General features: G+C 47.6%; 16 protein-coding genes and 1 riboswitch. Of the genes, 14 read left to right on the forward strand and 2 right to left on the reverse strand.

Annotated elements, in window-relative coordinates; all coding sequences use genetic code 11:
• The first annotated feature begins 74 nt into the window (after nucleotides 1-74).
• The 4 genes from mgrA (at nucleotide 75) to EYB31_RS08510 (ending at nucleotide 5,969) form a co-directional block, all read left to right on the forward strand.
• The gene (mgrA, locus tag EYB31_RS08495) at nucleotides 75-1,067 is read left to right on the forward strand and encodes an L-glyceraldehyde 3-phosphate reductase (RefSeq protein WP_131012854.1); all 993 of its coding nucleotides are present in this window, start codon (nucleotides 75-77) and stop codon (nucleotides 1,065-1,067) included.
• 248 nt (nucleotides 1,068-1,315) lie between these two features.
• Complete coding sequence (locus tag EYB31_RS08500) at nucleotides 1,316-4,075, forward strand: alpha-mannosidase (RefSeq protein WP_131012855.1); 2,760 nt, start codon at nucleotides 1,316-1,318, stop codon at nucleotides 4,073-4,075.
• Nucleotides 4,076-4,378: 303 nt separating this feature from the next.
• Nucleotides 4,379-4,726, forward strand: coding sequence for a YciI family protein (locus EYB31_RS08505; protein WP_131012856.1), 348 nt, complete (start codon nucleotides 4,379-4,381; stop codon nucleotides 4,724-4,726).
• Between the two features lie 7 nt (nucleotides 4,727-4,733).
• Nucleotides 4,734-5,969: an RNA polymerase sigma factor gene (locus EYB31_RS08510; RefSeq protein ID WP_131012857.1), complete on the forward strand. Its 1,236-nt coding sequence runs from the start codon at nucleotides 4,734-4,736 to the stop codon at nucleotides 5,967-5,969.
• Between the two features lie 98 nt (nucleotides 5,970-6,067).
• Here the strand turns inward: EYB31_RS08510 and EYB31_RS08515 are convergent, their stop codons facing one another.
• Entirely contained in the window at nucleotides 6,068-7,246 is a 1,179-nt protein-coding gene (locus tag EYB31_RS08515; RefSeq protein WP_131012858.1) for an MFS transporter, read from the reverse strand.
• A 132-nt stretch (nucleotides 7,247-7,378) separates the two neighbouring features.
• Here EYB31_RS08515 and EYB31_RS08520 point away from each other — a divergent pair, with 132 nt between their 5' ends.
• Nucleotides 7,379-8,737 (forward strand): phospholipase D-like domain-containing protein, encoded by a 1,359-nt coding sequence (locus tag EYB31_RS08520; protein WP_131012859.1) that lies wholly within the window; start codon nucleotides 7,379-7,381, stop codon nucleotides 8,735-8,737.
• A 250-nt stretch (nucleotides 8,738-8,987) separates the two neighbouring features.
• On the forward strand, nucleotides 8,988-9,908 hold the full coding sequence (locus tag EYB31_RS08525) for a tyrosine-type recombinase/integrase (RefSeq protein ID WP_240762206.1): 921 nt from the start codon (nucleotides 8,988-8,990) through the stop codon (nucleotides 9,906-9,908).
• Nucleotides 9,909-10,132: 224 nt separating this feature from the next.
• On the opposite strand, the gene EYB31_RS08530 is transcribed toward EYB31_RS08525, so the two are convergent.
• Nucleotides 10,133-11,032: an AraC family transcriptional regulator gene (locus tag EYB31_RS08530; protein ID WP_131012861.1), complete on the reverse strand. Its 900-nt coding sequence runs from the start codon at nucleotides 11,030-11,032 to the stop codon at nucleotides 10,133-10,135.
• A 251-nt stretch (nucleotides 11,033-11,283) separates the two neighbouring features.
• Here EYB31_RS08530 and EYB31_RS08535 point away from each other — a divergent pair, with 251 nt between their 5' ends.
• The 8 genes from EYB31_RS08535 (at nucleotide 11,284) to EYB31_RS08570 (ending at nucleotide 22,089) form a co-directional block, all read left to right on the forward strand.
• Entirely contained in the window at nucleotides 11,284-12,135 is an 852-nt protein-coding gene (locus EYB31_RS08535) for an aldo/keto reductase (protein ID WP_131012862.1), read from the forward strand.
• Between the two features lie 49 nt (nucleotides 12,136-12,184).
• On the forward strand, nucleotides 12,185-13,165 hold the full coding sequence (locus tag EYB31_RS08540; RefSeq protein WP_131012863.1) for an aldo/keto reductase: 981 nt from the start codon (nucleotides 12,185-12,187) through the stop codon (nucleotides 13,163-13,165).
• A gap of 115 nt (nucleotides 13,166-13,280) precedes the next feature.
• Nucleotides 13,281-14,282: an aldo/keto reductase gene (locus EYB31_RS08545; RefSeq protein WP_131012864.1), complete on the forward strand. Its 1,002-nt coding sequence runs from the start codon at nucleotides 13,281-13,283 to the stop codon at nucleotides 14,280-14,282.
• A 256-nt stretch (nucleotides 14,283-14,538) separates the two neighbouring features.
• Nucleotides 14,539-16,839: a helix-turn-helix domain-containing protein gene (locus tag EYB31_RS08550; RefSeq protein ID WP_131012865.1), complete on the forward strand. Its 2,301-nt coding sequence runs from the start codon at nucleotides 14,539-14,541 to the stop codon at nucleotides 16,837-16,839.
• Between the two features lie 240 nt (nucleotides 16,840-17,079).
• Nucleotides 17,080-17,895, forward strand: a complete 816-nt coding sequence (locus tag EYB31_RS08555) for an ABC transporter permease (RefSeq protein WP_131012916.1) — start codon at nucleotides 17,080-17,082, stop codon at nucleotides 17,893-17,895.
• 17 nt (nucleotides 17,896-17,912) lie between these two features.
• Nucleotides 17,913-18,809: a carbohydrate ABC transporter permease gene (locus EYB31_RS08560; RefSeq protein ID WP_131012866.1), complete on the forward strand. Its 897-nt coding sequence runs from the start codon at nucleotides 17,913-17,915 to the stop codon at nucleotides 18,807-18,809.
• 18 nt (nucleotides 18,810-18,827) lie between these two features.
• Nucleotides 18,828-20,492, forward strand: a complete 1,665-nt coding sequence (locus EYB31_RS08565) for an ABC transporter substrate-binding protein (protein WP_131012867.1) — start codon at nucleotides 18,828-18,830, stop codon at nucleotides 20,490-20,492.
• Nucleotides 20,493-20,643: 151 nt separating this feature from the next.
• Entirely contained in the window at nucleotides 20,644-22,089 is a 1,446-nt protein-coding gene (locus EYB31_RS08570) for a sulfatase family protein (protein ID WP_131012868.1), read from the forward strand.
• Between the two features lie 266 nt (nucleotides 22,090-22,355).
• Nucleotides 22,356-22,564, forward strand: a riboswitch (cobalamin riboswitch).
• Nucleotides 22,565-22,702: the final 138 nt, after the last annotated feature.

The following is a 22,702-nucleotide window of genomic DNA, read 5'->3' on the forward strand; positions in this document are numbered from 1 at the left end:
GCTGACATATGGATCGGACAAGCCGGCAGGTAGAATAAAATCATGACTTGTTAGCATCCAAAGGAGGATATTTCATGAGTTACATTCCAAGCAATGAACGTTATGATTCTATGGTCTACAACCGCTGCGGTCAAACAGGGCTTAAGCTGCCTGCCGTATCGCTTGGTTTATGGCATAATTTCGGAGGACTTGACGTATACGAAAACGGCCGCGCCATGGTGCGCCGCGCTTTTGATTTGGGCATCACGCATTTTGACTTGGCGAACAACTACGGGCCGCCTCCCGGCAGCGCCGAAGAAAATTTCGGCAGCATATTAAAAGCCGATTTTGCCGGATACCGCGATGAAATGATCATCTCCACCAAAGCCGGTTATTTGATGTGGCCAGGGCCTTACGGTGATTTCGGCTCCAGAAAATATTTGATTTCGAGCCTCGATCAAAGCTTGAAGCGGATGGAGCTGGATTATGTCGATATTTTCTATCATCACCGCCCGGATCCGAACACACCTCTCGAAGAAACGATGGGGGCGCTCGATCACATCGTGCGTCAAGGCAAAGCGCTTTATGTCGGTATTTCCAACTATGGAGCCGAACGCGCCAAGGAAGCTTTGACGATTCTGAAGCGCTTGGGAACGCCGGTCGTTATCCACCAGCCAAGGTATTCCATGTTAGACCGCGGAGCAGAAAACGGCTTGCTTGACGTACTGGAGGAAGCCGGAGTGGGAAGCATCGCTTATTCGCCGCTGTATAAGGGGATTCTGACCGACCGATACTTAAACGGCATTCCGCAGGATTCTCGCGCGGCAGGCAAAAGCGTGTTCCTGAAGCCGGAAGAGCTGACGGAGGAAGTGCTGGGCAAGGTTCGCAAGCTAAACGAGCTTGCCGCACAGCGCGGGCAGAAGCTGTCGCAAATGGCGATTGCCTGGGTGCTTCGCGGCGGCCGTGTCACAAGCGCGCTGATCGGCGCAAGCAAGGTGAGCCAAATTGACGATGCGGTAGCCGGATTAAGCTGGCTTGAATTCAGCCAAGATGAGCTTGATGCGATTGAAGCCATCTTAAAAGGGTAAATTGGAGCTTCGTCCCGTACTTCGGGGCGAAGTTTTTTTGTCTATGAAATAGACGGTACAACCGCATAGGCACAGCTCCAATTGCGCAACACAGCGGTGTTGGAAAGAAATGCTATTTACCGGGAAGGATTTGTCTTATAATAAACCATACAGGTTAACCCTGCTGCCGTGAATGGCAGCCCATTCACAAAGACCCCGCGATTCAGACGCTCGCACTTATTATGAAGGTTAAGGAGCAGTGAACCATCGTGTATCAAAAACATACGCATGTGATCTCGCATTCCCATTGGGATCGGGAGTGGTATATGCCGTTGGAACGGCATCGTGTCCGTTTAGTGGAACTGCTGGACACTTTAATCGAATTGTTCGACAACGACGCCGATTTTCGCAGCTTTCATCTGGACGGGCAGACGATCGTATTGGAAGATTATTTGCAAATTCGCCCGGAAAAGCGGGAACGTTTGATTCAATTAGTACAAGAAGGCAAACTTATTATCGGACCTTGGTATATTTTGCAGGATGAGTTTCTAACGAGCAGCGAAGCGAACATCCGTAATTTGCTGATCGGACATCGCGACGCTTCCCAATACGGGGCCGTATCCAAACTGGGGTATTTCCCCGATTCGTTTGGCAATATGGGACAAGCTCCGCAAATTTTACGGCAAGCGGGTATAGATACCGCCGTCTTCGGCAGAGGCGTTAAGCCTGTCGGTTTTAATAACGAGGCCAAAGGTGAATACGAATCGGCATTCTCCGAAATGTATTGGCAATCTCCGGACGGCTCCACGGTCCTTGGTATTTTGTTCGCCAATTGGTACCATAACGGCATGGAAGTGCCCTCTGATCCTACAGAAGCTGCGGCTTATTGGCAGCGTACATTGCAAAATGCGGAAAAATTCGCCTCAACGCCGCATCTTCTATTGATGAACGGATGCGATCACCAGCCTGTACAAACGGATTTATCGAAAGCGCTTCAAACCGCGAGGAATCTGTATCCCGAAGTTGAGTTCATTCATTCTAACTTCAGCGAATATATCCGGCATGTAAAAGACACGCTCCCCAAACAGCTAGCTACGATTCGCGGAGAACTGCGAAGCCAACGCACCGACGGCTGGTGGACTTTGGTCAATACGGCGTCTGCCCGCGTATACATCAAGCAGGCGAACCAGCGTGTACAAACCCATCTGGAAAAAGCAGCCGAGCCGCTGGCCGCGTTGGCCGCGTTGACCGGCCATCGATATCCATCTCATTTATTGACGTATGCCTGGAAAACGTTAATGCAGAATCATCCGCATGACAGTATTTGCGGCTGCAGTGTAGATGAAGTGCATCGTGAAATGATGGTCCGCTTCGATAAAAGTATTCAAGTGAGCGAGCAGATCGTCGAAGACAGCTTGCAGGCGATCTGCTCCAATATCGACACCGCAGCTATTTTCAGTGAAGACGATGTACCGTTTACCGTATTCAATACATCCGGCCGGCAACGTACCGGGGTCGTCTCTGTCGACTTAAAAGTAAAGACCATTCCGTTTGGGAAATACGGGCGCGAAGAAACGATTGAACTGCTTAAATCGATGCCAATTGAGCATTTTACACTGAAAAATGGTTCCGGGACCCTCATTGATGCCCAAATAGAGGATCTAGGGATTACCTTCGGGTACGAATTGCCCAAGGACCGCTTTCGTCAGCCTTATATGGCCCGCTCGGTTCGAGTCCGTTTTCTGGCGCAGCAAGTTCCGGCGCTTGGGTATAGAACGTACGCATTATGTCCATCCGCATCCAATAATAGCTTGGCTATGATTGCTGAAGCAACAACGGCAGCCGTGACGTCAGATGACTTACCAAGGCTGGAAAACGAATATTTGGTTGTCACCATTGCGGAGAACGGCTCGTACGATGTGACGGATAAAAGAACAGGCCGGACATTTTCGGGATTAGGCGTGTACGAAAATTCCGGAGACATCGGAAACGAGTATGTTTTTCGCGCACCGGATGGCGATGTGCCGCTGACAACAAGCGGACTCACTGCGCAAATTCGGACTGTGGAGCGCAATGGATTTCGCCATATGATTGAAATCGTACATGAATGGCATGTACCATCAGGCGGGGATGAGCGACTGGAGCAAGAAATTCGGGAATATGTGCCTTTTCTTGAACGCCAAGCGCAGCGAAGCCGGCAAACCGTGCCGTTAAACATAATAACCTGCCTTACCCTTGAACACGGAGTCCCCCAAGTCAACGTGAAAACATCTTTAGTTAATCACGTTAAAGATCATCGGCTACGGGTGCTTTTTCCAACGGACATTGTATCGGATGTTCATTATGTCGATTCGATCTTTGAAGTGGCCCAAAGGCAAACCGTGCCGGCGGAAGAATGGAAAAATCCAAGCTACTGCCAGCATCAGCAAGCATTTGTGAATGTGCGCAATGAAACGAATGGACTTACCGTATCTAATTTAGGCCTTAACGAATATGAAGTTTTACGCGATTCCCGCGGCACGATCGCGCTTACCCTTCTAAGAGCGGTACAGGAATTAGGGGATTGGGGTGTATTTCCGACACCGGAAGCGCAATGTCTAGGGGAACATGAATTTTCCTATTTCCTTATTCCTCATGGTGCAGAGGAGGGGGCAATCGATTCTTATGCTGCGGCTTATCAAGCGCAAATTCCCTGGCTGACCGTACAAACATCTGTTCAAAGCGGGGACTTACCGGCTGAACACCGTTTTTTGGGCTGGGAAGGGGCGGGATTGGCTTTAAGTACTGTCAAATTAAGCGATTCGGTTGGTGCGGGAGCAGGGGATCATCTGATTATGCGCTGGTTTAATATGACAGACAAGCCCACTGACCTGCAGCTGCAGCCTATTTCGGGTACCGCTGGATCGCCGTTTAAAAGCAATGTTTTGGAGGAAGCGGGAGAAAACTTAAGTTTCCATGACAACATACCTGTGAGGGGTGCGGAGATCGTCACCATTGGAGTGAAACGGGACTTCAAGAAGGGCAAATAACGTCATGGGGTCAAGAGGTCAAGAGGCAGTCTTGGCCTTTGGTCGATGCATTTTGGAATTTTTCGTTGGATACACGTTATAACTCAACATAACAAATGTTATGTAAACAATTAAATTGTGTTACTAAGGGTTCCGCTAACATTTTAACGAAATTATGATGTTAAGCATTTTTAAAGGGCGATCATTTCGCAATTCGATATGAAAACGAAAAATTTTTTAAAATAATGTAGAAATCGGCTTTCTTGAAACGACATAATTACGTGATAGAAAATCACGACTTAAAATATGGAGGGAGCTTGTATTATGCATTTTACACTTATGTTTTTCGAAAGCCCGGAGGATTTTGCCGCACGTAAGGATCCGGAAAAACAAGAGGAATACCTCGCAGGCTGGTCACATTATGTGCATGCTTTGCGTGATTCTGGAGTTGTTGTCAGCGGATTTGGCCTTCATGCTCCTGAAACGGCTGCGACTGTAAGGCGGCGTGATGAAAACATGTTTGTACAAGATGGGCCTTTTACGGAGACAAAAGAGCAGCTCGGCGGGTTATTTGTGATTGACGTGCCGGATCTGGACACCGCGCTGGAGTGGGCGGCCCGGGCCCCTGTAAATGCAGCTGAAGTGAGACAAAATCTCCCAGCCGTAAAGTAAAATATCGATGAATACTCATGATGTTGTAGAGAGCACCGTACGCGATTCTTATGGCCGGATCATGTCTTATCTAGCTGTAAACTGGCGCGACTTAGAGGCGGTTGAAGATGCGCTTGCGGATGCTCTTGTTTCCGCTTTGGAATCATGGCCACGGACAGGTATTCCAGACAAGCCGGAGGCATGGCTGCTTAAGGTAGCTCGAAGGCGGCTTATGGATCGCGCCCGCCGTGACCGTGTTTCCGAAAGAGCTTTGCCGGCTCTGCTCGCCATGTCGGAGCAAGCCCATAAGATGGAGTCCACTGAAGTTTCTTTTCCTGATGAACGATTAAAAATGCTGTTTCTGTGCTCGCATCCGGAGATTGACCCGTCGATTCGCACCCCGCTTATGCTGCAGACCGTACTTGGCATTGATGCCGGCCGCATTGCGTCTGCGTTTGTAGTCAAACCTTCTACGATGGGTCAGCGGCTTACGCGTGCAAAAGCAAAAATTCGAACCGATCGTTTGACGTTCGCCTTGCCTGATGCCGAACAGTTGCCCCAACGTTTAGACGCCGTATTGGAGGCGATTTATGCGGCTTACGGCAGAGGTTGGGATGACCTGGCGGGAGTGGACTCGCGCCAAAAAGGCTTAGTTGATGAGGCGATTTACTTGGGCAAGCTGCTAGCGAAAAATATGCCTGAGGAACCCGAAGTGCTAGGTCTGCTTGCGTTAATGCTGCACTGCGAAGCCCGGAGGAATGCCCGACGCGATGACATGGGAAGGTATGTTCCGCTCTCTGAGCAGATCACGTCACGCTGGTCAGTCCCCCTGATGACGGAGGCAGAACATTATCTTTGTGCAGCTGCGCGATCAGGCAGAATGGGGCGGTTCCAGCTCCTCGCGGCCATTCAATCGGTTCATGCCCAGCGGGCACGGACCGGACGAATTGAATGGAAGGAAATCGCAGTGTTATATGAGGGACTCACCCGTTTGAGTCCCACTCTCGGAGTTCTTGTCGGACGAGCGGCAGCTGTTGCAGAGGCCTATGGAACTGAACAGGGATTGGCTCATCTTGAAGTTATTCCTCAGGCTAAAGTCGTGAACTACCAGCCTTATTGGGCGCTCGCTGCCGATTTGTACAAAAAAATGAATAGAATCGAGGAAGCTCGGGCGGCTTATAGCCGTGCCATAGGGCTTTGCGAAGATTTTTCCGTAAAACAATTCCTGCATCAGCGAGCTAAGGAATTGAGCGATATTCAATGAAAGCATACAAAGGATCTGCCGCGGCAGATCCTTTTGCATGATTGTAAGAAGAAAGTATGACACGCCGCGGTGAGACCGGAGATTGCCTTTCAGATTTATTAGGCAAGTTTTTTTATCTGCTGTTCTTGAATATCCAGGACTCCGCTTATCTGAAAAGTCGCCCATGCAGAAGCAAAACAAACAGCTGAAAAAATCCCGATTGCCGCAAACCCATTAAACCAGGAATAAAGCATTCCTGCAGTCCAGGCACCAAGTGTTACAGAGGCGTACATGGTCGCATTAGTCAAACTGGTGATGGTCCCCCTGATGGATGGATTTAGCTCCGATAATAAGCTGGCAATCACAGGTGTCATTATATTAAGGGCTACCGAAATACTTAAATACACGATACATATCGTCCAGATCCATGGCATGTGCGGCAAAATAATAAACAAAGGCACAATCAGCAGACTGGAGAAAAGTATGGTTTTATAAGGCTTATACCTTTGGACAATCAAAGCACTGCATAAACTTCCTAGCAAATTGCCAACCCCGATAAAAATCATCATGTATCCAACTTGTTCCACCGAAAAATGGAATGTATCGGTGATCCATTTGCCGATAAAAGAGAAGGAAGAAAAGTTACCCAATTGGAATAAAAAATAAGCAGCATATACACGTCTTGCTTTTTCACTTGTAAGTAAGGGGATGTATCTTTTAAAAATTGCCCTATTATTTTTAGACGTGGTGCGCGGTTTCATCGACGGCATGATGAAAAGAACCAAAACGGTTAATACGAGTGAAAATCCGCCGACTGCAAAAAACGAGAAACTCCAGTGTGTGGAAGCTAACAAGCTTCCTACGGGAATACCAAGTACTTGGGCGACAGCTAGCCCGGCCAACACAATCCCAAAAACCTTCGTTATCTTTGGAACCGGAAATAAAGACGGGATCGCGGCCCATACCTGCGGACCTGTAAAGGATGCGCTGACTCCAGCTAAAAAGCGAAATAACAGCATGGTCCAAAAGTTATTTGCATAGCCGCATAAAAACGTGGTAATGGAGAAACAGAACATGCCCCAAAACATCACTTTTTTGCGATCCCACCCATCGGATAACGGTCCTGCGATTAAGGCGAATACGGCATACCCTAACGCATATGCACCCATCAGCCACCCGGAAATCCCAGTAGGGATATGATACAAGTTTTGTAGAGTTGGCAGCAGAGGTGAGATCAAAAATACATCGGTACCGATTACAAACATGATCAAAAACAATAAAAAAATCACCATACGCATTTTGAGAAGTCTCCTTTTTGGTTTAAATTTTCATACTCATGAATAAGTCGAATGAGTTAGAAGGATTTTTACATTATTTCTTCATTTTCTTATGCTAAACTAGTAGTAATCCTATTAAAAAGGAGCTGCAGCATGTCGCATATACCTTATATCGAATCCGGTTCATATCCCGTGCGGCTGGGAAATACCGTGCGGCCTCTTGTGGACAGCGCCCCCACGTTCCGTCGCATATGTGAGGCAATTGAAGGAGCACGGCAGAGCGTGTGGCTGTCCATCACTTTTATGGATCCCGAATTTCAAATGCCGGATCAACGAGGCTCCATATTGGATGTATTGGACCGGGCCGCCGAAAGCGGACTTGATGTTCGCATCATGTTCTGGCGTCCAAATCCGGAGAGCAGCGGGTATGGTCAAGCTTTCGCAGGCTCTAGCGCCGAGCGGGACATGCTTGCCGCTCGTGGTTCGAAGTTCCGGGCACGTTGGGACCGCGCATATGGCCGGTATTGCCAACATCAAAAAATATGGCTTATCGATGCCGGGGCACCGTCCGAAACGACGTTTGTCGGCGGGATCAACCCGACCTTCAAAACGTTTGAGCCTGGACACAAAGGGGAGGGGCATCGACATGACGTTTATGTCGAAGTGACAGGCCCGTCTGCAACCGATGTTCACCATAATTTCGTCCAGCGATGGAACGAAGCCAGTGAACGGATGGAAGCGGACGGAGTGTGGGGTCACAATAGCGAAGACGATCTGCCTTTTCCTGAACAAGTATCCGCTTCATGCGGAAATACCCCGGTGCAGATTCAAAGGAATATATATGCCGACCGGTACCGTCAGAGTTATGCGGCACCCGGGAGTTCCGCTATGGATATAGCGGCCGGCGAGCATTCCATTACCGAGCAATACATACTAGCAATTGATGCTGCGCGCCGCACGATCTACATTGAAAATCAGGCGCTACCGATTCCGGACATTGCCGTCAAATTGGAAGACGCGCTTAAACGCGGCGTAGATATTGTGCTGCTAGTTCCGGCCGAACCGGAAAATCATGTGCGTGAAGCTCGTCGCGATCCGGCCCGCAAAGGATATTTTGATCATATTGAGGCGCTTGGCCGTTACGAGAATTTTACGCTTGCCGGCATAGCGGGACCAAATGAGCAGGGGGGACGCAGCAGCATTTACGTACACGCCAAAATCATGCTAGTCGATGACGAATGGGTCACAATCGGCTCCTGCAACCTGCACGCGAATTCGCTGATCGGCCATTCCGAGATGAACGCTGCGATATGGGATTCCCATATGGTGCAGGCGTTTCGCCGTCAGCTGTTTCTCGAACACCTGGCACAAGACACGAAGGAAATGAGTGATCGCCAGGCACTTCGTCTGTATCGCAGCATCGCTCATGAAAACAAGCTCAAAGGTTTACGCGGCGACTACGATTGGGAAGGGCTTGCATTTACGATAGATCCCAAAACATATGGTGAATAAATCGGCTTATAGACGATGCCGAGCTGCCGCTGAAATAGAAGGAAAGGAACTTGCTCATCAAAAAGGATGTGCAGGTTCCTTTTTTAATTTAAATAGTCCACATACCGGTTCACGGCTACAGAAGAGAGCGGAAAGGGGGCTGCTTTTTTTGAACATAAAGCGCTTTTTTGCTATAATAAAATTGCATTAAATCTATATTTAATGCAATTTCAGTTTAAAACGATCGGATAGGTGCTTTTTGATGATAGATATGGCAACTTTAGAGCATTACGAGCAGGAGCTGGAGTTATTTTTGGTCTATATGAAGGACCGTGAGTATTCAAAAGACACGCAAAAAGGATATATGCACGACATCAAGCACTTTTTGAGCAGCTTGAAAGGAAAGCAGCTATCCGAAGTGACTCCGATTCAAGTGATGCATCATCTAACGTCCATTCGTGAGACGGGAGCTGGCGCCCGATACCGGAATAGAAGCCAATCGGCAATCCGGTTATTGTTTAAAGTGATGATTAAATTTCATGTTTGCACTAACAATCCTGCATTGGATATCGAAAAAGCTAAAATTGAGAAAAACCGGAAACCAACCTTCTTGGAAAAGCAAATCTTGGATGCGTGCACACAAATGATCAGCAGCAAATATATGATTCGCGATGTGGCGATTGTTGCTTTGATGGCTTATGCCGGACTGCGGGTTAGCGAAATCGTGCGCTTGAACACATTTGATTTCAGATACGAAAGCGCTGAGATCGCTGTATTTGGTAAAGGCGATAAATGGCGGTATATCCCGCTTCCTCAAGAGATCGGCGAGTTTCTTCAAGAGTACTTGTCGCACAGAATACGGCCGCGCAACAAAAAAGATGAGATGGCTTTTTTTGTTTCTCAATTTGGGCGCCGAATCAGCAAAAGGATGGTTCAGACGATAGCCGAAAAAACGTTCGCCGCTTTACTCGCGGAATATCCGCAGCTTCAAGGCGTGCAATTATCCGCACATAAACTAAGGCATTCATTTGCTACCGATTTGCTGCGAAACGGCACCGATATACGGACCGTGCAGGAATTGCTTGGCCATGAGGACATCTCGACAACGCAAATTTATACGCATGTATTTGATGAGACCAAAAAGCAAGCCATGAGCAACGTGCGGCCGGTGCTGCCGAAATTGGCGAAATAAAAAGCTTGCTCCGGAAAACCTTGTATATCAAGGTTTTTTGCTTTTCTACGAACCTGTCTTCGCGAAAGAGGCAAGAGGGCGGCTGCTAAAAGTATACATAATATATGTTATGTATACTTGTTCGTTTATTTTGGCGGAATGAGAAAAATGTTGTCCGGTGCCTCTTTCGCTCTTATTAAGTGAGTGTCCTCACGAGAATTTGATCTTTATTCCTCTCTGTTCGCTCATATGCCTTCTTTTAACCGCTTTATGTCCGCTTTGGGAGGAAAGCCAAACATACGAGAATATTCACGACTAAACTGGGATGTACTTTCATATCCAACTCGAAATGCGACATCAGCAGCATCAGTTGATTCGGACAATAACAACCGCCGCGCTTCCTGCAACCTGATTTGTTTTTGGAACTGAATGGGGCTCATAGCAGTTATATCTTTGAAATGTCTATGAAATGTCGAAACACTCATATTCACTTTTTCCGCAAGCTTCTCAATCCGAAATGACTTATCATAGTTATTCGTGATATGCTCGATAGCCTCTTTTATTTGAGAGGCAGAGCTGCCCTCTATTACAATCTGTTCCAGCGCAACCCCATTCTGCCCCTGCAAAACCCGATAGAGAATTTCCTTTATAAACAGCGGCGCAAGTATTGGGATATCCTGTGGAGATTCTAACAAACGAACCAACCTCATTACTGCGTCCAGCAAAGATAACTCCAATCGACTAACAAACATCCCCCGCTTAACATCCTCTTTCGCACCTACGCGGATTTCAGAATCATTTAAAATCTCTAGGATTTGATTAGCCGAAAATTCAAGTCTAAAACCCAAATACGGAACATCAAAAGAGGCTTCAGTGATTTGGGCAGTAACCGGCAGGTTTACGGATGCAATAAGATATTCCGCAGGGCTGTACTTATAGCGCTCCTGTGCCAACCAAACCTCTTTTGCCCCTTGGGCCACGATACAAAACGAAGGTTTGTAAACTCCATAACTTGGTCCAGACATATTAGAGCGACGAATGAAAAATAAAGACGGAATGGCAGTTGCGTAAACACCGTCTCCATTTACGTGACGCTTAATGATCTCCACGAGCTCGTTTTGCTGCTTATATATCCGTTCAGCCATAAAATCCTCCTTATTCCTAAAACCTTGGTCTTTTCAGTATAAAGCATACTTACGTGTTTTTTAAGTTGTTGTGAGAGAATTAGGCAATCATTTGACATGATTAGGCTTAAGGTCTTCTATTCTTTGTTGCATAATAAAAAATATGAAGGGACAGTCGACTTCCGTTCGACGAATTGACGGTTGCACTTCAGAGAAAAGTAATGAACAGGTAGTTTTACACAAATTTTAAAGATACTTAAGGAGGAGATTGGATGCAAAAAGTGATTTTGAACAATGGTGTTGAGATGCCTATACTCGGTTTTGGTGTTTTTCAGATTGCAGATCAACATGAGTGTGAACAATGCGTTGATGATGCTATTATGACGGGTTATCGACTGATTGATACAGCGGCGTCTTATCTTAACGAAAAAGCAGTTGGCAGAGCGATCAGCCGTAGTGGCGTGGCACGAGAGGAATTATTTATCACTACAAAACTATGGGTTCAGGATACCGGTTATGAACGTACAAAAAAAGCATTTGAAAAATCTTTAGAAAGATTGCAATTAGATTATTTGGATTTGTACTTAATTCATCAGCCATATGGCGATGTGTTCGGCTCTTGGCGTGCTATGGAGGAGTTGTATCGTGAAGGAAAAGTTCGTGCAATTGGCGTCAGTAACTTTCACGAGGATCGTCTAATCGATTTGATCATTCATAATGAAATCGTTCCTGCAGTGAACCAGGTTGAAACACACCCTTTCAACCAACAAATCGAAAATGCAAAATTCATGAAAGAGAATCAAGTTCAGATCGAATCTTGGGCGCCGTTTGCTGAAGGAAAAAATAATCTGTTTCAGAATGAAATATTGGTATCCATAGCTGAAAAGTATAATAAATCCGTTGCTCAGGTGGTTTTACGCTGGCTGATACAAAGAGAAATTGTTGTGATTCCAAAGTCGGTTCGTAAAGAAAGAATGATCGAAAACTTAAACATCTTTAATTTTGAATTAAATCAGGAGGACATGGAGTCGATTGCTGCGTTAGATACGAAACAAAGCCTGTTCTTTTCACATCGCGATCCTGAAAAAGTGAAATGGCTCGGCAGCCGTAAGCTTGATATTTAACGTTCCTGTATGAACGAAAAAATAATATTTGAAAGCGAGGAACAATCAAATGGAATATGTGAAACTTGGAAATACCGGGATGGATGTATCGCGGCTTTGCCTTGGCTGTATGAGCTTTGGTGTAGCAGAGAGGTGGCACCATCCATGGGTGCTCGATGAGGAGCGAAGTCGTATTATTATAAAAAGAGCTCTTGAATTAGGTGTTAATTTTTTTGACACGGCGAATGTGTATGCGGACGGAACAAGCGAGGAAATCGTTGGAAAGGCATTAAGGGACTATGCTAATCGTGATGAAATTGTCCTCGCGACAAAGGTTTATCACCGCATGCATAAAGGTCCGAATGGCGCAGGTCTTTCCCGAAAAGCAATCATGAGTGAAATTGATAAAAGCCTTAAGAGACTGGGAACCGATTATGTAGATCTTTATCAAATACACCGTTGGGACTATCAAACACCGATCGAAGAAACTATGGAAGCATTACATGATGTTGTGAAGGCTGGGAAGGCAAGATACATTGGTGCTTCTGCCATGTACGCATGGCAATTTCTGAAGGCGTTGCATGTAGCTGAGAAAAATGGATGGCCCCGGTTTATATCGATGCAAAATCATCTCAACCTCATGTACCGTGAGGAAGAAAGGGAGATGCTGCCGCTTTGTAAAGAAGAAAAAATCGGTGTGATTCCGTATAGCCCTCTTGCCAAAGGAAGACTAACGCGTGATTGGGAGGAAAAGACACATCGTTCTGAAACTGATCAAGTGCAAAAGTCCCAATATGATCCTACTATAAATTCCGATCGATTGGTTGTAAAGCAGGTTGCCGCTATCGCGGAAAAACGAGGCGTTCCTCGGGCCAACATCGCACTTGCTTGGATATTGCAGAAGGAACCGGTTACAGCTCCCGTTATCGGTGCTACGAAAATGTCTCATCTCGAAGATGCAGTCGCTGCTCTTTCGATTACATTAACACCTGAAGAAGTTGCAGCATTAGAACAGCCGTATGTTGCTCATCCGATAATTGGCTTTCAGTGAAACTTGAAATCCAGTGTCTATCAGAACAAATGGGCCGAAATCATTATCTACGACACTGATCGCAAAAAACATCCAATATATGAATGCCTGTACATCGGGAAAAGGAGTAAATCAAATGGAAATTCGTTCACTGGGGCAAACGGGACTAAAAGTAACGAACTTGTGTGTCGGTACGATGACATTTGGCAACCAAGCGGACAAACAAACCTCCTTTAAGATACTCGACAAGGCTTTTACTGCCGGTGTGAATTTTATAGATACGGCAGATGTGTACCCCATTGGGAGGCAATCGGCTGAAATAGCAGGTACAACCGAGTCAATTATCGGGGAATGGCTGCAAGGAAAACGAGACAAAATGGTTCTTGCAACCAAGTGTTTTGGCGCGATGGGAGATGGTCCAAATGATCAGGGGTTGAGTAGGAAGCATATCATGACCGCTGTCGAGGACAGTCTTCGTCGTCTCAAAACGGATTATCTTGATCTTTATCAAGCGCATCAATTCGACCTTAATACACCAATGGACGAAACGTTGCGTGCATTAGACGATCTCGTTGAGCAAGGTAAAGTCCGATATATCGGTGTATCGAATTGGCGTTCTTGGCAAGTATCGAAGGCAAACGGAATTGCCGACAGAAAAAATTATAACCGCATTGCGAGTATTCAGCCGCGCTATAATCTGTTGTTTCGAATGATTGAGGATGATTTGATTCCGATGGCTCTTGACGAAGGAATTGGCGTCATATGCTACAATCCATTAGCGGGCGGAATGTTAACGGGGCGCTATAGAAAAAATTCGAACATCGAAGAAGGAACTCGTTTCGGGCTGGGGAATAATGCAGGTTCGTTTTATCAGCAGCGCTATTGGCAAGAGGCGACGTTTAACGCGGTTGAGCGTTATCATTGCTGGTGCCAAGAACGCGAACTTGACCCGGTCGCAACGGCTGTGCGCTGGGTTATGCAACAACAAGGAATCACCTCGGCTATTATTGGTGCGAGTCGTCCGGAGCAATTGGATGCAAGTTTACGGGCTGCAGACATGGATGCATTAACGGAACAAGAATTGGCGTGGCTCGACGGGTTATGGTTCTCATTACCTCGTCGTCGCGAGTTTAGTTAAGTTCAGTTTCATGGTAATAGAAAGGGGCTTCCACCCAGGTGGAGCCTCTTTTTCAATGAGGAAACGTGTGATTATCCATTCAAGGTACAAAGAGTACATCGGCCCGAGAATACGCACCGAGAAACAGAGCATTTCCATTTACGCAACTTTTAAATATAATAAATGCATGGAATATTGCCAAATGACAATATGATTTGTACGTTTTGTATAATAGGCCTGAGTGGAAGCGTTTTATAAAAAGGGGAGAACAAAATCAATGATCCGCAGGATGAACGCCGCAACCAACAGTTTCATATTAGCCAGATACGCGCTGCCATTTTTCATTATTTTAATGATGTCGCTTGTGGTCGGGATTGTGACGTATGACCGGACATCTTCGGTTTTGGAAGAGGAGGTTAAATACTCCAACCAGGTGCTGTTGAAGCAAGGCATGAGCGTGCTGGATAAACGCTGGGAGTCGGTGGATGTTTTCATTCGGCGGATCACCAACGATTCCAAAGTCACTTTGCTGCAGCTGCTCCCCAGCCCTTATAACAGCGCCAATCTGTACAGATTGATCGAAGCTCAGAATCGGCTGAAAGAATACTACACCGACAACGGACTGATGACGGATTATTACATCTTTTTCAAAAACAACGGCTTGGTGCTCAATAATGAATTTAATTCGCCGGTGGGGGATTTTCCCGACTATGTGCATTATGTGGATGAGAAAGACGATTATATGCGATCGCTGCTGGGAACGTATTATTATCGTCAGGTGCTTCCCGCCAAACCCGTTTTGCTCAAAGGCATCACGCAGCCGGTGATCACTTATTTGCATTCCTTTGGTTATTCCAACTATTCCAACGCGACCGTGATGGTGTTTATCGACAACCGGGAAATTGTGAAGCTATTTGACGGTTTGAATATTTCCGGCGGCTGGGCGTACATTGCGGATAAAGAAGGCAACATCATAACAAGCGTTACTGGAAAAGATGCCAAACAGACGCTGCATCCGATCCATCTGCCGGACAAAAACGGCGTGGTCAAACAAAAGATCGGCAATGAAGAACTTATCATTACATATGTAACGTCGGAATATAACGGGTGGACGTATGTCGCCGCGCAGCCGTCTCATGTCGTTTTAAGTAAAATTAACTACATTAAGAAAACCACCTTAGTCATTTTCTTTATTTTCCTTTTCATAGGCGCTGTGATCGCCGGTTATGCGGCATACCGCAACAGCAAGCCGGTGCAAGCGATTGTGCAGACGTTGTCCAAAATTCCCGCCGAACCGTTCCACCTGGGCAGCAATATATTTCGCACCATTAACAATTCCATTTCAGCGATTATCGAAACCAACCAGGAGCTGAACATGAAGATGGAGCATCAGCTGCCGTTTTTGCGGGCATCGTTTTTTGAGCGGCTGCTTCGCGGGCAGTTTCGTTCCGGCGGCGAGATTGAGGCGGTGATGCAGCATGTCCGATTGGAGTTAAAAGGCGGCTCCTATCTGGTGGCCGTTCTGACGTTTCCGGCGAGCATCCAGGAGTTTATTCCAAGTGAAATCGAACATCTGACGCAGAAAAAATTTCTGATCCACGAAACCGTGTCCGCGCTGATGCCGAAGGATCTGTTTTTGCATGATGTGGAGGAAGATAAAATCGCTCTTTTGTTTGCCTTTCAGGCTACCGATGCCGGGGACATTTACGCGGAGAGCGGCGCCAAACTAAATGACATTCAGCAGCACATTTATCGCGAGCTTGGCATGGTGACGTTTATATCCGCAGGCAACCCCTATACGCAGTGGATGGATATTTCCAGATCGTTTGCGGAGGCGCAGCAGGCGCTTGTGAAAGGCCGCCATAACCGGATGGTTTGGTTTAAGGATATCCAGAAAAGCAATAACAGCTATTATTATCCAGAAAATATGGAGCTGCGGCTCATCAACATGGTCCGCTCGGGCAACGAAGAGGACCTCGCCAGGCTGCTGAACGAGCTGCATCAGCAAAATTTTGTCGACAGAGAGCTGCCTGTGATGGTGTTAAAGGTGTTTTTGTTCGATTTCTTCGGTACGGTGCTGAAAATTTTCGAGGATACCGGACATCAAGGCGGTTTCGAAAACGCTGCAGAGTTATACGCCTTCACCGATACGATCGAAAACATCGAAAAACATTATATTAGCCTGAAGATAAGCTTGCTAACGACGTGCCGCCATGTGCATGCACAACGAAGCGCTAAACAGATGATGTGGTTTCAGGACATCCTTGAGTTCATCGATGCCCGTTATTCCGACATGGGGCTGTGCTTGGCCATGCTCGCAGACCGGTTCAGCGTGTCCGAGACGTATTTGTCCAAATATTTTAAAGAAAGCACGGGCATTAACTTTTCCGATTACCTAGAAAACCTGAGAATAACACAGTCGAAAACGCTGTTGCTCGAAACGCACAGGCCGGTAGGCGAGATCGCGGCGGAGGTCGGGTACGGCTCAGCGAATACATTCGGACGGGCCTTCAAACGAGTGGTAGGGCTGAGCGCCATGGCGTTCCGCGAGGCCGAGAAGGGGAAAAGCAAAAATTGAAGAGCCGGAAAAAATTGCACAAAGCCCAATCGTAAGATTTGCACCCTCTGCAGGTACTTCCTGTTTACGCGGCCGAAAGATCTGCCTTATAATCCGAATTGACCACGGCCGGGTACATTTCATGAGGGGGAGGTCCACACGTACAACTCCAGCTTTATAAGCCGCGCGCTTCGCGGATGGCAGCTTTATGTTTTGCTTATTGTACCGCTTGTGTATTTGATCGTGTTCCGATACGTTCCCATGTATGGGGCACAAATTGCGTTTAAGGATTATTCGGTTACCAAAGGCATATGGGGCAGCTCCTGGGCAGGCTTTAAGCATTTCATCCGGTTTTTTCAATCCTACGATTTCTGGCGGATCATGGAAAACACGCTGCTGCTCAGCTTGTATCATCTTATTGCCACGTTCCCGTTTCCGATTATGTTGGCGTTGGGTTTAAACCATATGAAGCACATCCGGTTTAAAAAAGCCGTTCAGATGGTGACTTACGCGCCGCATTTTATTTCCGTCGTTGTTATGGTTGGTTTGATCCTGCAATTTTTATCGCCGCGCTCCGGTCCTTTTGCCGCCTTAGTGCAGGCGATTGGGCTCGAGCCGGTCAACATCATGGGAAATCCCGCTTTATTCAAAAGCGTGTACGTGTGGTCGGATGTGTGGCAGCATACCGGTTTTGCCTGCATTATTTATCTCGCCGCGCTGGCCGGCATCGATCCTGCGCTCCACGAGGCGGCCAAAATGGACGGCGCGTCGAAGCTGCGAAGGGTATGGCACATTGATTTGCCGGGCATTATGCCGATTGCGACGATTTTACTCATTCTGAACTTCGGACGTATCTTTGATCTTGGCTTCGAGAAGGTGCTGCTGCTGCAAAACCCGTTAAATGTGCGGACGTCGGAAATCATCGATACCTACGTGTACAACATCGGACTCAAGTCCATGGTGCCTAATTTCTCTTATGCTTCCGCCATCGGGTTGTTCAAAAATGTGATCGCTTTCGCGCTTGTCATGACGGTAAACCAAATTTCCAAAAAATTAGGCCAGTCCAGTCTTTGGTAACTCCGGGAGGAATCGTCATGGAATCGGCTTCTATGAAGGAGTCAAATGGAGACAAATTATTTAATTACATTAACTATACAATGATGCTCATTGTTTTTATTGTCGTGCTGTACCCGATTATTTTTATCGTCAGCTCATCGTTCAGTTCCAAGGAAGCGGTTTCAACGGGGCAAGTGCTGCTCTGGCCGGTGCAGTTCAGCTTGGAAGGATATGAAGCGGTATTTCGCGACCGCTCCGTGCTGCATTCGTTTGGCATGTCCGTTTTTTACACGGCTGTCGGCACTGCTATTAATGTGGTGGTAACCATTCTGGCCGCGTATCCGCTTTCGCGTAAAGATTTGGCCGGGCGCAACGCAGTGATGGCTTTGTTTGCTTTCACGATGTTTTTTGGCGGCGGGCTGATTCCGAACTATTTGCTGGTCAAAAGTTTGGGATTGTTAAATACGCCTTGGGCGCTTTTATTGCCCGGCGCACTCAGCATCTGGAATATGATTATTACCCGGACTTATTTTAATACGACGATCCCGGATGAACTGCTGGAAGCGGCGCAAATGGACGGCTGCAACGACTTCAAATTTTTGTGGAAAGTGGCGCTCCCGCTTTCCGGACCGATTGTCGCTGTGATCTCGCTGCTGTACGGAGTCGAGCATTGGAATCAATATTTTAACGCGCTGCTTTATTTGAAAGATCCCGAGCTTTACCCGCTGCAGCTGGTGCTGCGTGAAATATTGATCCGCAGTCAAGCTAGCATGGATATGGTCGCGGACTCTAAGCAAGCGGCCGAGCTGGCCGGACTTTCCGAGCTGCTTAAGTATTCATTAATTGTTGTTGCGACGATTCCGCTGATGGCGGTGTATCCGTTTGTCCAACGTTATTTTGTCAAAGGCGTGATGATTGGCGCATTAAAAGGATAATATTTGAGGAGGGTCACTATGAATCAAATGAAAAAAGGGATATCGGTTGCAGTTGCCGCGATGTTATTGACAGCCGGCTGTCAGAACGGTGCGAACGGCGGCAGCGCGCAAGCGGGCCCAACCGGCCAAGCCGCGGGCGGAGACAACGGCAATAAGGCCGTTCAAGAGGCAGGCACGTTCCCGATTACGAAGGAAAAGACGACACTGAAGGTGCTGGCGGTCAAAAGTCCTTATGTGGAAGATTATACAACCAACGAGTTCACCAAATGGTATGAAGAAAAGACCAATATTAAAGTGGAGTGGCAATTCGCGACCCCTCAAGATAAGCAAGAGAAGTTGAATGTGATTTTGACCAGCGGCGATTTGCCGGACGTCATTGTTGGCTTTGGCGTGTCTCCCGCGCAGCAAATGGTTTATGGGCAGCAAGGGGTGTTTCTGCCGCTCAACAAGCTGATCGACAGCTATGGCGTGGAAACCAAAAAAGTATTTGAGATGTACCCGGAAATCAAAAAAGCGACCACTGCGCCCGACGGCAATATGTATTCGCTCAGCGGTGTTGACCGCAATCCGCACGCCATGCTGCAGCAAAAAATGTGGATTTATACGCCGTGGCTGAAAAAGCTGAATTTGGAAATGCCGCAAACGACAGACGATCTGGAAAAGGTTTTGAAAGCGTTTAAAGAGATGGATCCGAACGGCAACGGCAAAGCGGATGAAATTCCGATGGCCGGCGGGGTTCAGGACCCGTTGACCGGCGTCGACAGCTTTATTATGAACTCGTTTATTTTAAATGAGCTCCCCGACCAGCTTATTTTTGACGACAAGAGCAATATCGACGTCATTATCAATAAACCGGAGTATAAGAAGGGGCTGCAATATTTAAACAAGCTTTACGCTCAAGGGCTGATTGCCTCCGAATCGTTTACGCAAAATAACGAGCAGTTAAAAGCGATGGTGGAGAAGGGCGACCCGAAAGTTGGCGTTATTTCTTCCATTATTCCTCAAGTATTCTCCAATATTGCCGGCACCAGATGGCTGGACTACAAGACCGTACCGCCGCTTAAAGGGCCGGATGGCGTAAGGCAATCGCCTTACCGGTATTATGCGTTTAACGGCGGAGGATTCCTCATCACAAGTAAAGCGAAAAATCCGGAAGCGGCGTTCCGCTGGGCGGACGCGCTGTACAATCCGGAGATCGGGATGCGCGCGAATATCGGCAGCGAAGGGATCGGCTGGAAGAAACCGGAGAACGGCGAGCTTGGGTTAAACGGACAGCCGGCCAAGTGGATCCGTTCCATGCCTTTTGGGACCGTGCAAAACAACAACTGGATGCAGACGACGTTTTACCATTTCACACGGGAAATGTTCGAAGGGCTGGCCGCCGCTCCAACCGAGGTGCCGCGCGTGTTGTACGAGGAAACGACGAAAAACTACGAGCCGTATAAAACAAAACAAAGCCAGTCCGTGCCTCCGATCTTTTTTAACGAATCGCAATCCACTGAACTCAGCGACTTGCAGAAAACAATTAAAGATTACGTCAAAGAAATGTCCACACGGTTTATTATCGGTGACGCTTCGATTGACAAAGAATGGGATAAATATTTGAAAACGCTCGACAGCATGAATCTCAAACGGTATTTGGAGATTTACAACGAAGCTTACAAAGCGCAATACAAGAAGTAAGACCCGAGTGGGGTTCGACTAACCGCCGCGCAGCGCCACAACGCGCACTTGGGATCGCGCGCGTTGGAGACGAGATCAGCGGAAGTCCATACACGGGCGGGGCTTATCCAGCTTGACAATTATCAATATAAGAAGCGGAGGATGAAACAAGATGGAAAAACCGAATATTCTTTGGATTTGCACGGACCAGCAGCGCTTTGATACGATGGGCTGCTACGGAAATACATCGGTTCGCACACCGAATATCGATAAACTGGCGGAAAACGGTGTTTTGTTCGAAAACGCCTTCTGCCAAGCGACCGTCTGTACGCCCAGCCGGGCGAGCTTTTTGACCGGACGTTATCCGCGCACGACCCGCTGCCGGCAAAACGGGCAAAACATGCCCGAGGATGAACTGCTGGTCACCCGTTTGTTGGCGGATGCCGGATACGTAGGCGGATTGTCGGGCAAGCTGCATCTTTCCGCGTGCAATCCGAAGGTGACTGCCGGGACGGAACGGCGCATTAACGACGGATACTCCCAGTTTCACTGGTCCCACCATCCGGAGGATGACTGGGCGACCAACGAATACATTCAATGGCTGCGCGCCAAAGGGAAGGCGTATCGCCCGCAGCCGACTGAAGGCAGCCGTTATGTACAGATAGGGCCGGATGCGGAGGACCATCAGTCCGCTTGGTGCGCAGAGAAGGCGATTGAGTTCATTGAAGCCAATGAACGATATAGCCGGCCATGGTTTTTTTCGGTCAATATGTTTGACCCGCATCATCCGTTTAATCCGCCACAAGCTTATTTGCAGCGTTACCTGGACCGTCTGGACGACATCCCGCTTCCGAATGTTGCGCCGGGCGAACCGGATTCCAAAACATACTTCCAGCGTTATGACCACAATGGAGCTTACGGGGATTCCAAGTTGTATCCATTTTCCAGTATGACCGATCAGGATCACAAGATGGTGCGCGCGGCTTATTGGGCGATGGTTGATTTAATTGACGAGCAGGTTGGCCGAATGATCGAGGCGTTGGAACGGACGAACCAACTGGACAATACGATCGTTATCTTTATGTCCGATCACGGCGAGCTGTTGGGGGATCACGGCGTATATTTGAAAGGGGCTTTCTTCTACGAGCCTTCCGTTCATGTGCCGCTCATCATTTCCAATCCTTCACGATTCACCCCGAACCGGAGAAACCGGGAGCTGGTGGAGCTGACCGATCTGGCTCCTACATTAATGGAAGCGGCGGGTTTGGACATTCACCCGGGCATGCAGGGCAAATCGCTGTGGCCGCTGCTTACAGAAGCAGAGAGGGGAGACGAAAAGCATCGGGAGGACATCTACTGCGAGCACTATAATGCAAGCTCCAAGCAAAACGGAATCGGCGGTTTTGCCACGATGGTGAGAACGGACCGTTACAAGCTGGTATCTTACCATAAGCGCAATGAAGGGGAATTGTACGATTTACAGCAGGATCCGAATGAGACTTGCAACTTGTGGAACGATGTGAACTTCTTGGCAGTCAAACTGGACATGTACGAACGTTTGTGCGACCGGATGGCGGAGACGGTAGATCCTTTGCCGGAGCGTCTGGCGGTGTGGTAGAATCGGGGCTCAAACGGCTTCACAACCGGCGGTTTATATTTGAATTCCGGGACTAAATAACTAATTTTGCAGCGAAAAAGAACTGGCGCAAACATGCGCCGGTTCTTTTTTAACCCCGCAAAAAGCTTGCTACAGCTGGTCTTTGGCGGCATTTATTAGCAAAAAGACGAGGCTGGAGATAGGCCAAAACCTATAAAAATACGAAAACAAGAGTCATCTTATCCATTGACAAACACCATATATTGATATAAATTATTTACTACCGACTACATATTGTTTGAACAGGTGCTTTTCGTTGAACGAAACGAGAAAGCTTAATAGGGAAGTCCGGTGAGAAGCCGGCGCGGTCCCGCCACTGTAAGAGATGAGGATCGATCTATTGTATGCCACTGGCTGATTGGTTGAACCAAGCTGGGAAGGCGATCGGTCACGATGATTCTCTAGCCAGGAGACCTGCCTGTTTACTTGACACGGCCTGCGGAGAACAGGAAGATGTCCGTGATGTCTTTAATGAAGTATGTCATTTGGCATGCTCGTTTTAGCGCATTCGGTCTCTCTTGCCGAACGCGCTTTTTTATGCCTACTCCGCCAGGAACAAGGAAGGGGAAAAGTT

It is taken from the genome of Paenibacillus thalictri, from assembly GCF_004307995.1.
Taxonomy (GTDB): domain Bacteria; phylum Bacillota; class Bacilli; order Paenibacillales; family NBRC-103111; genus Paenibacillus_AF; species Paenibacillus_AF thalictri.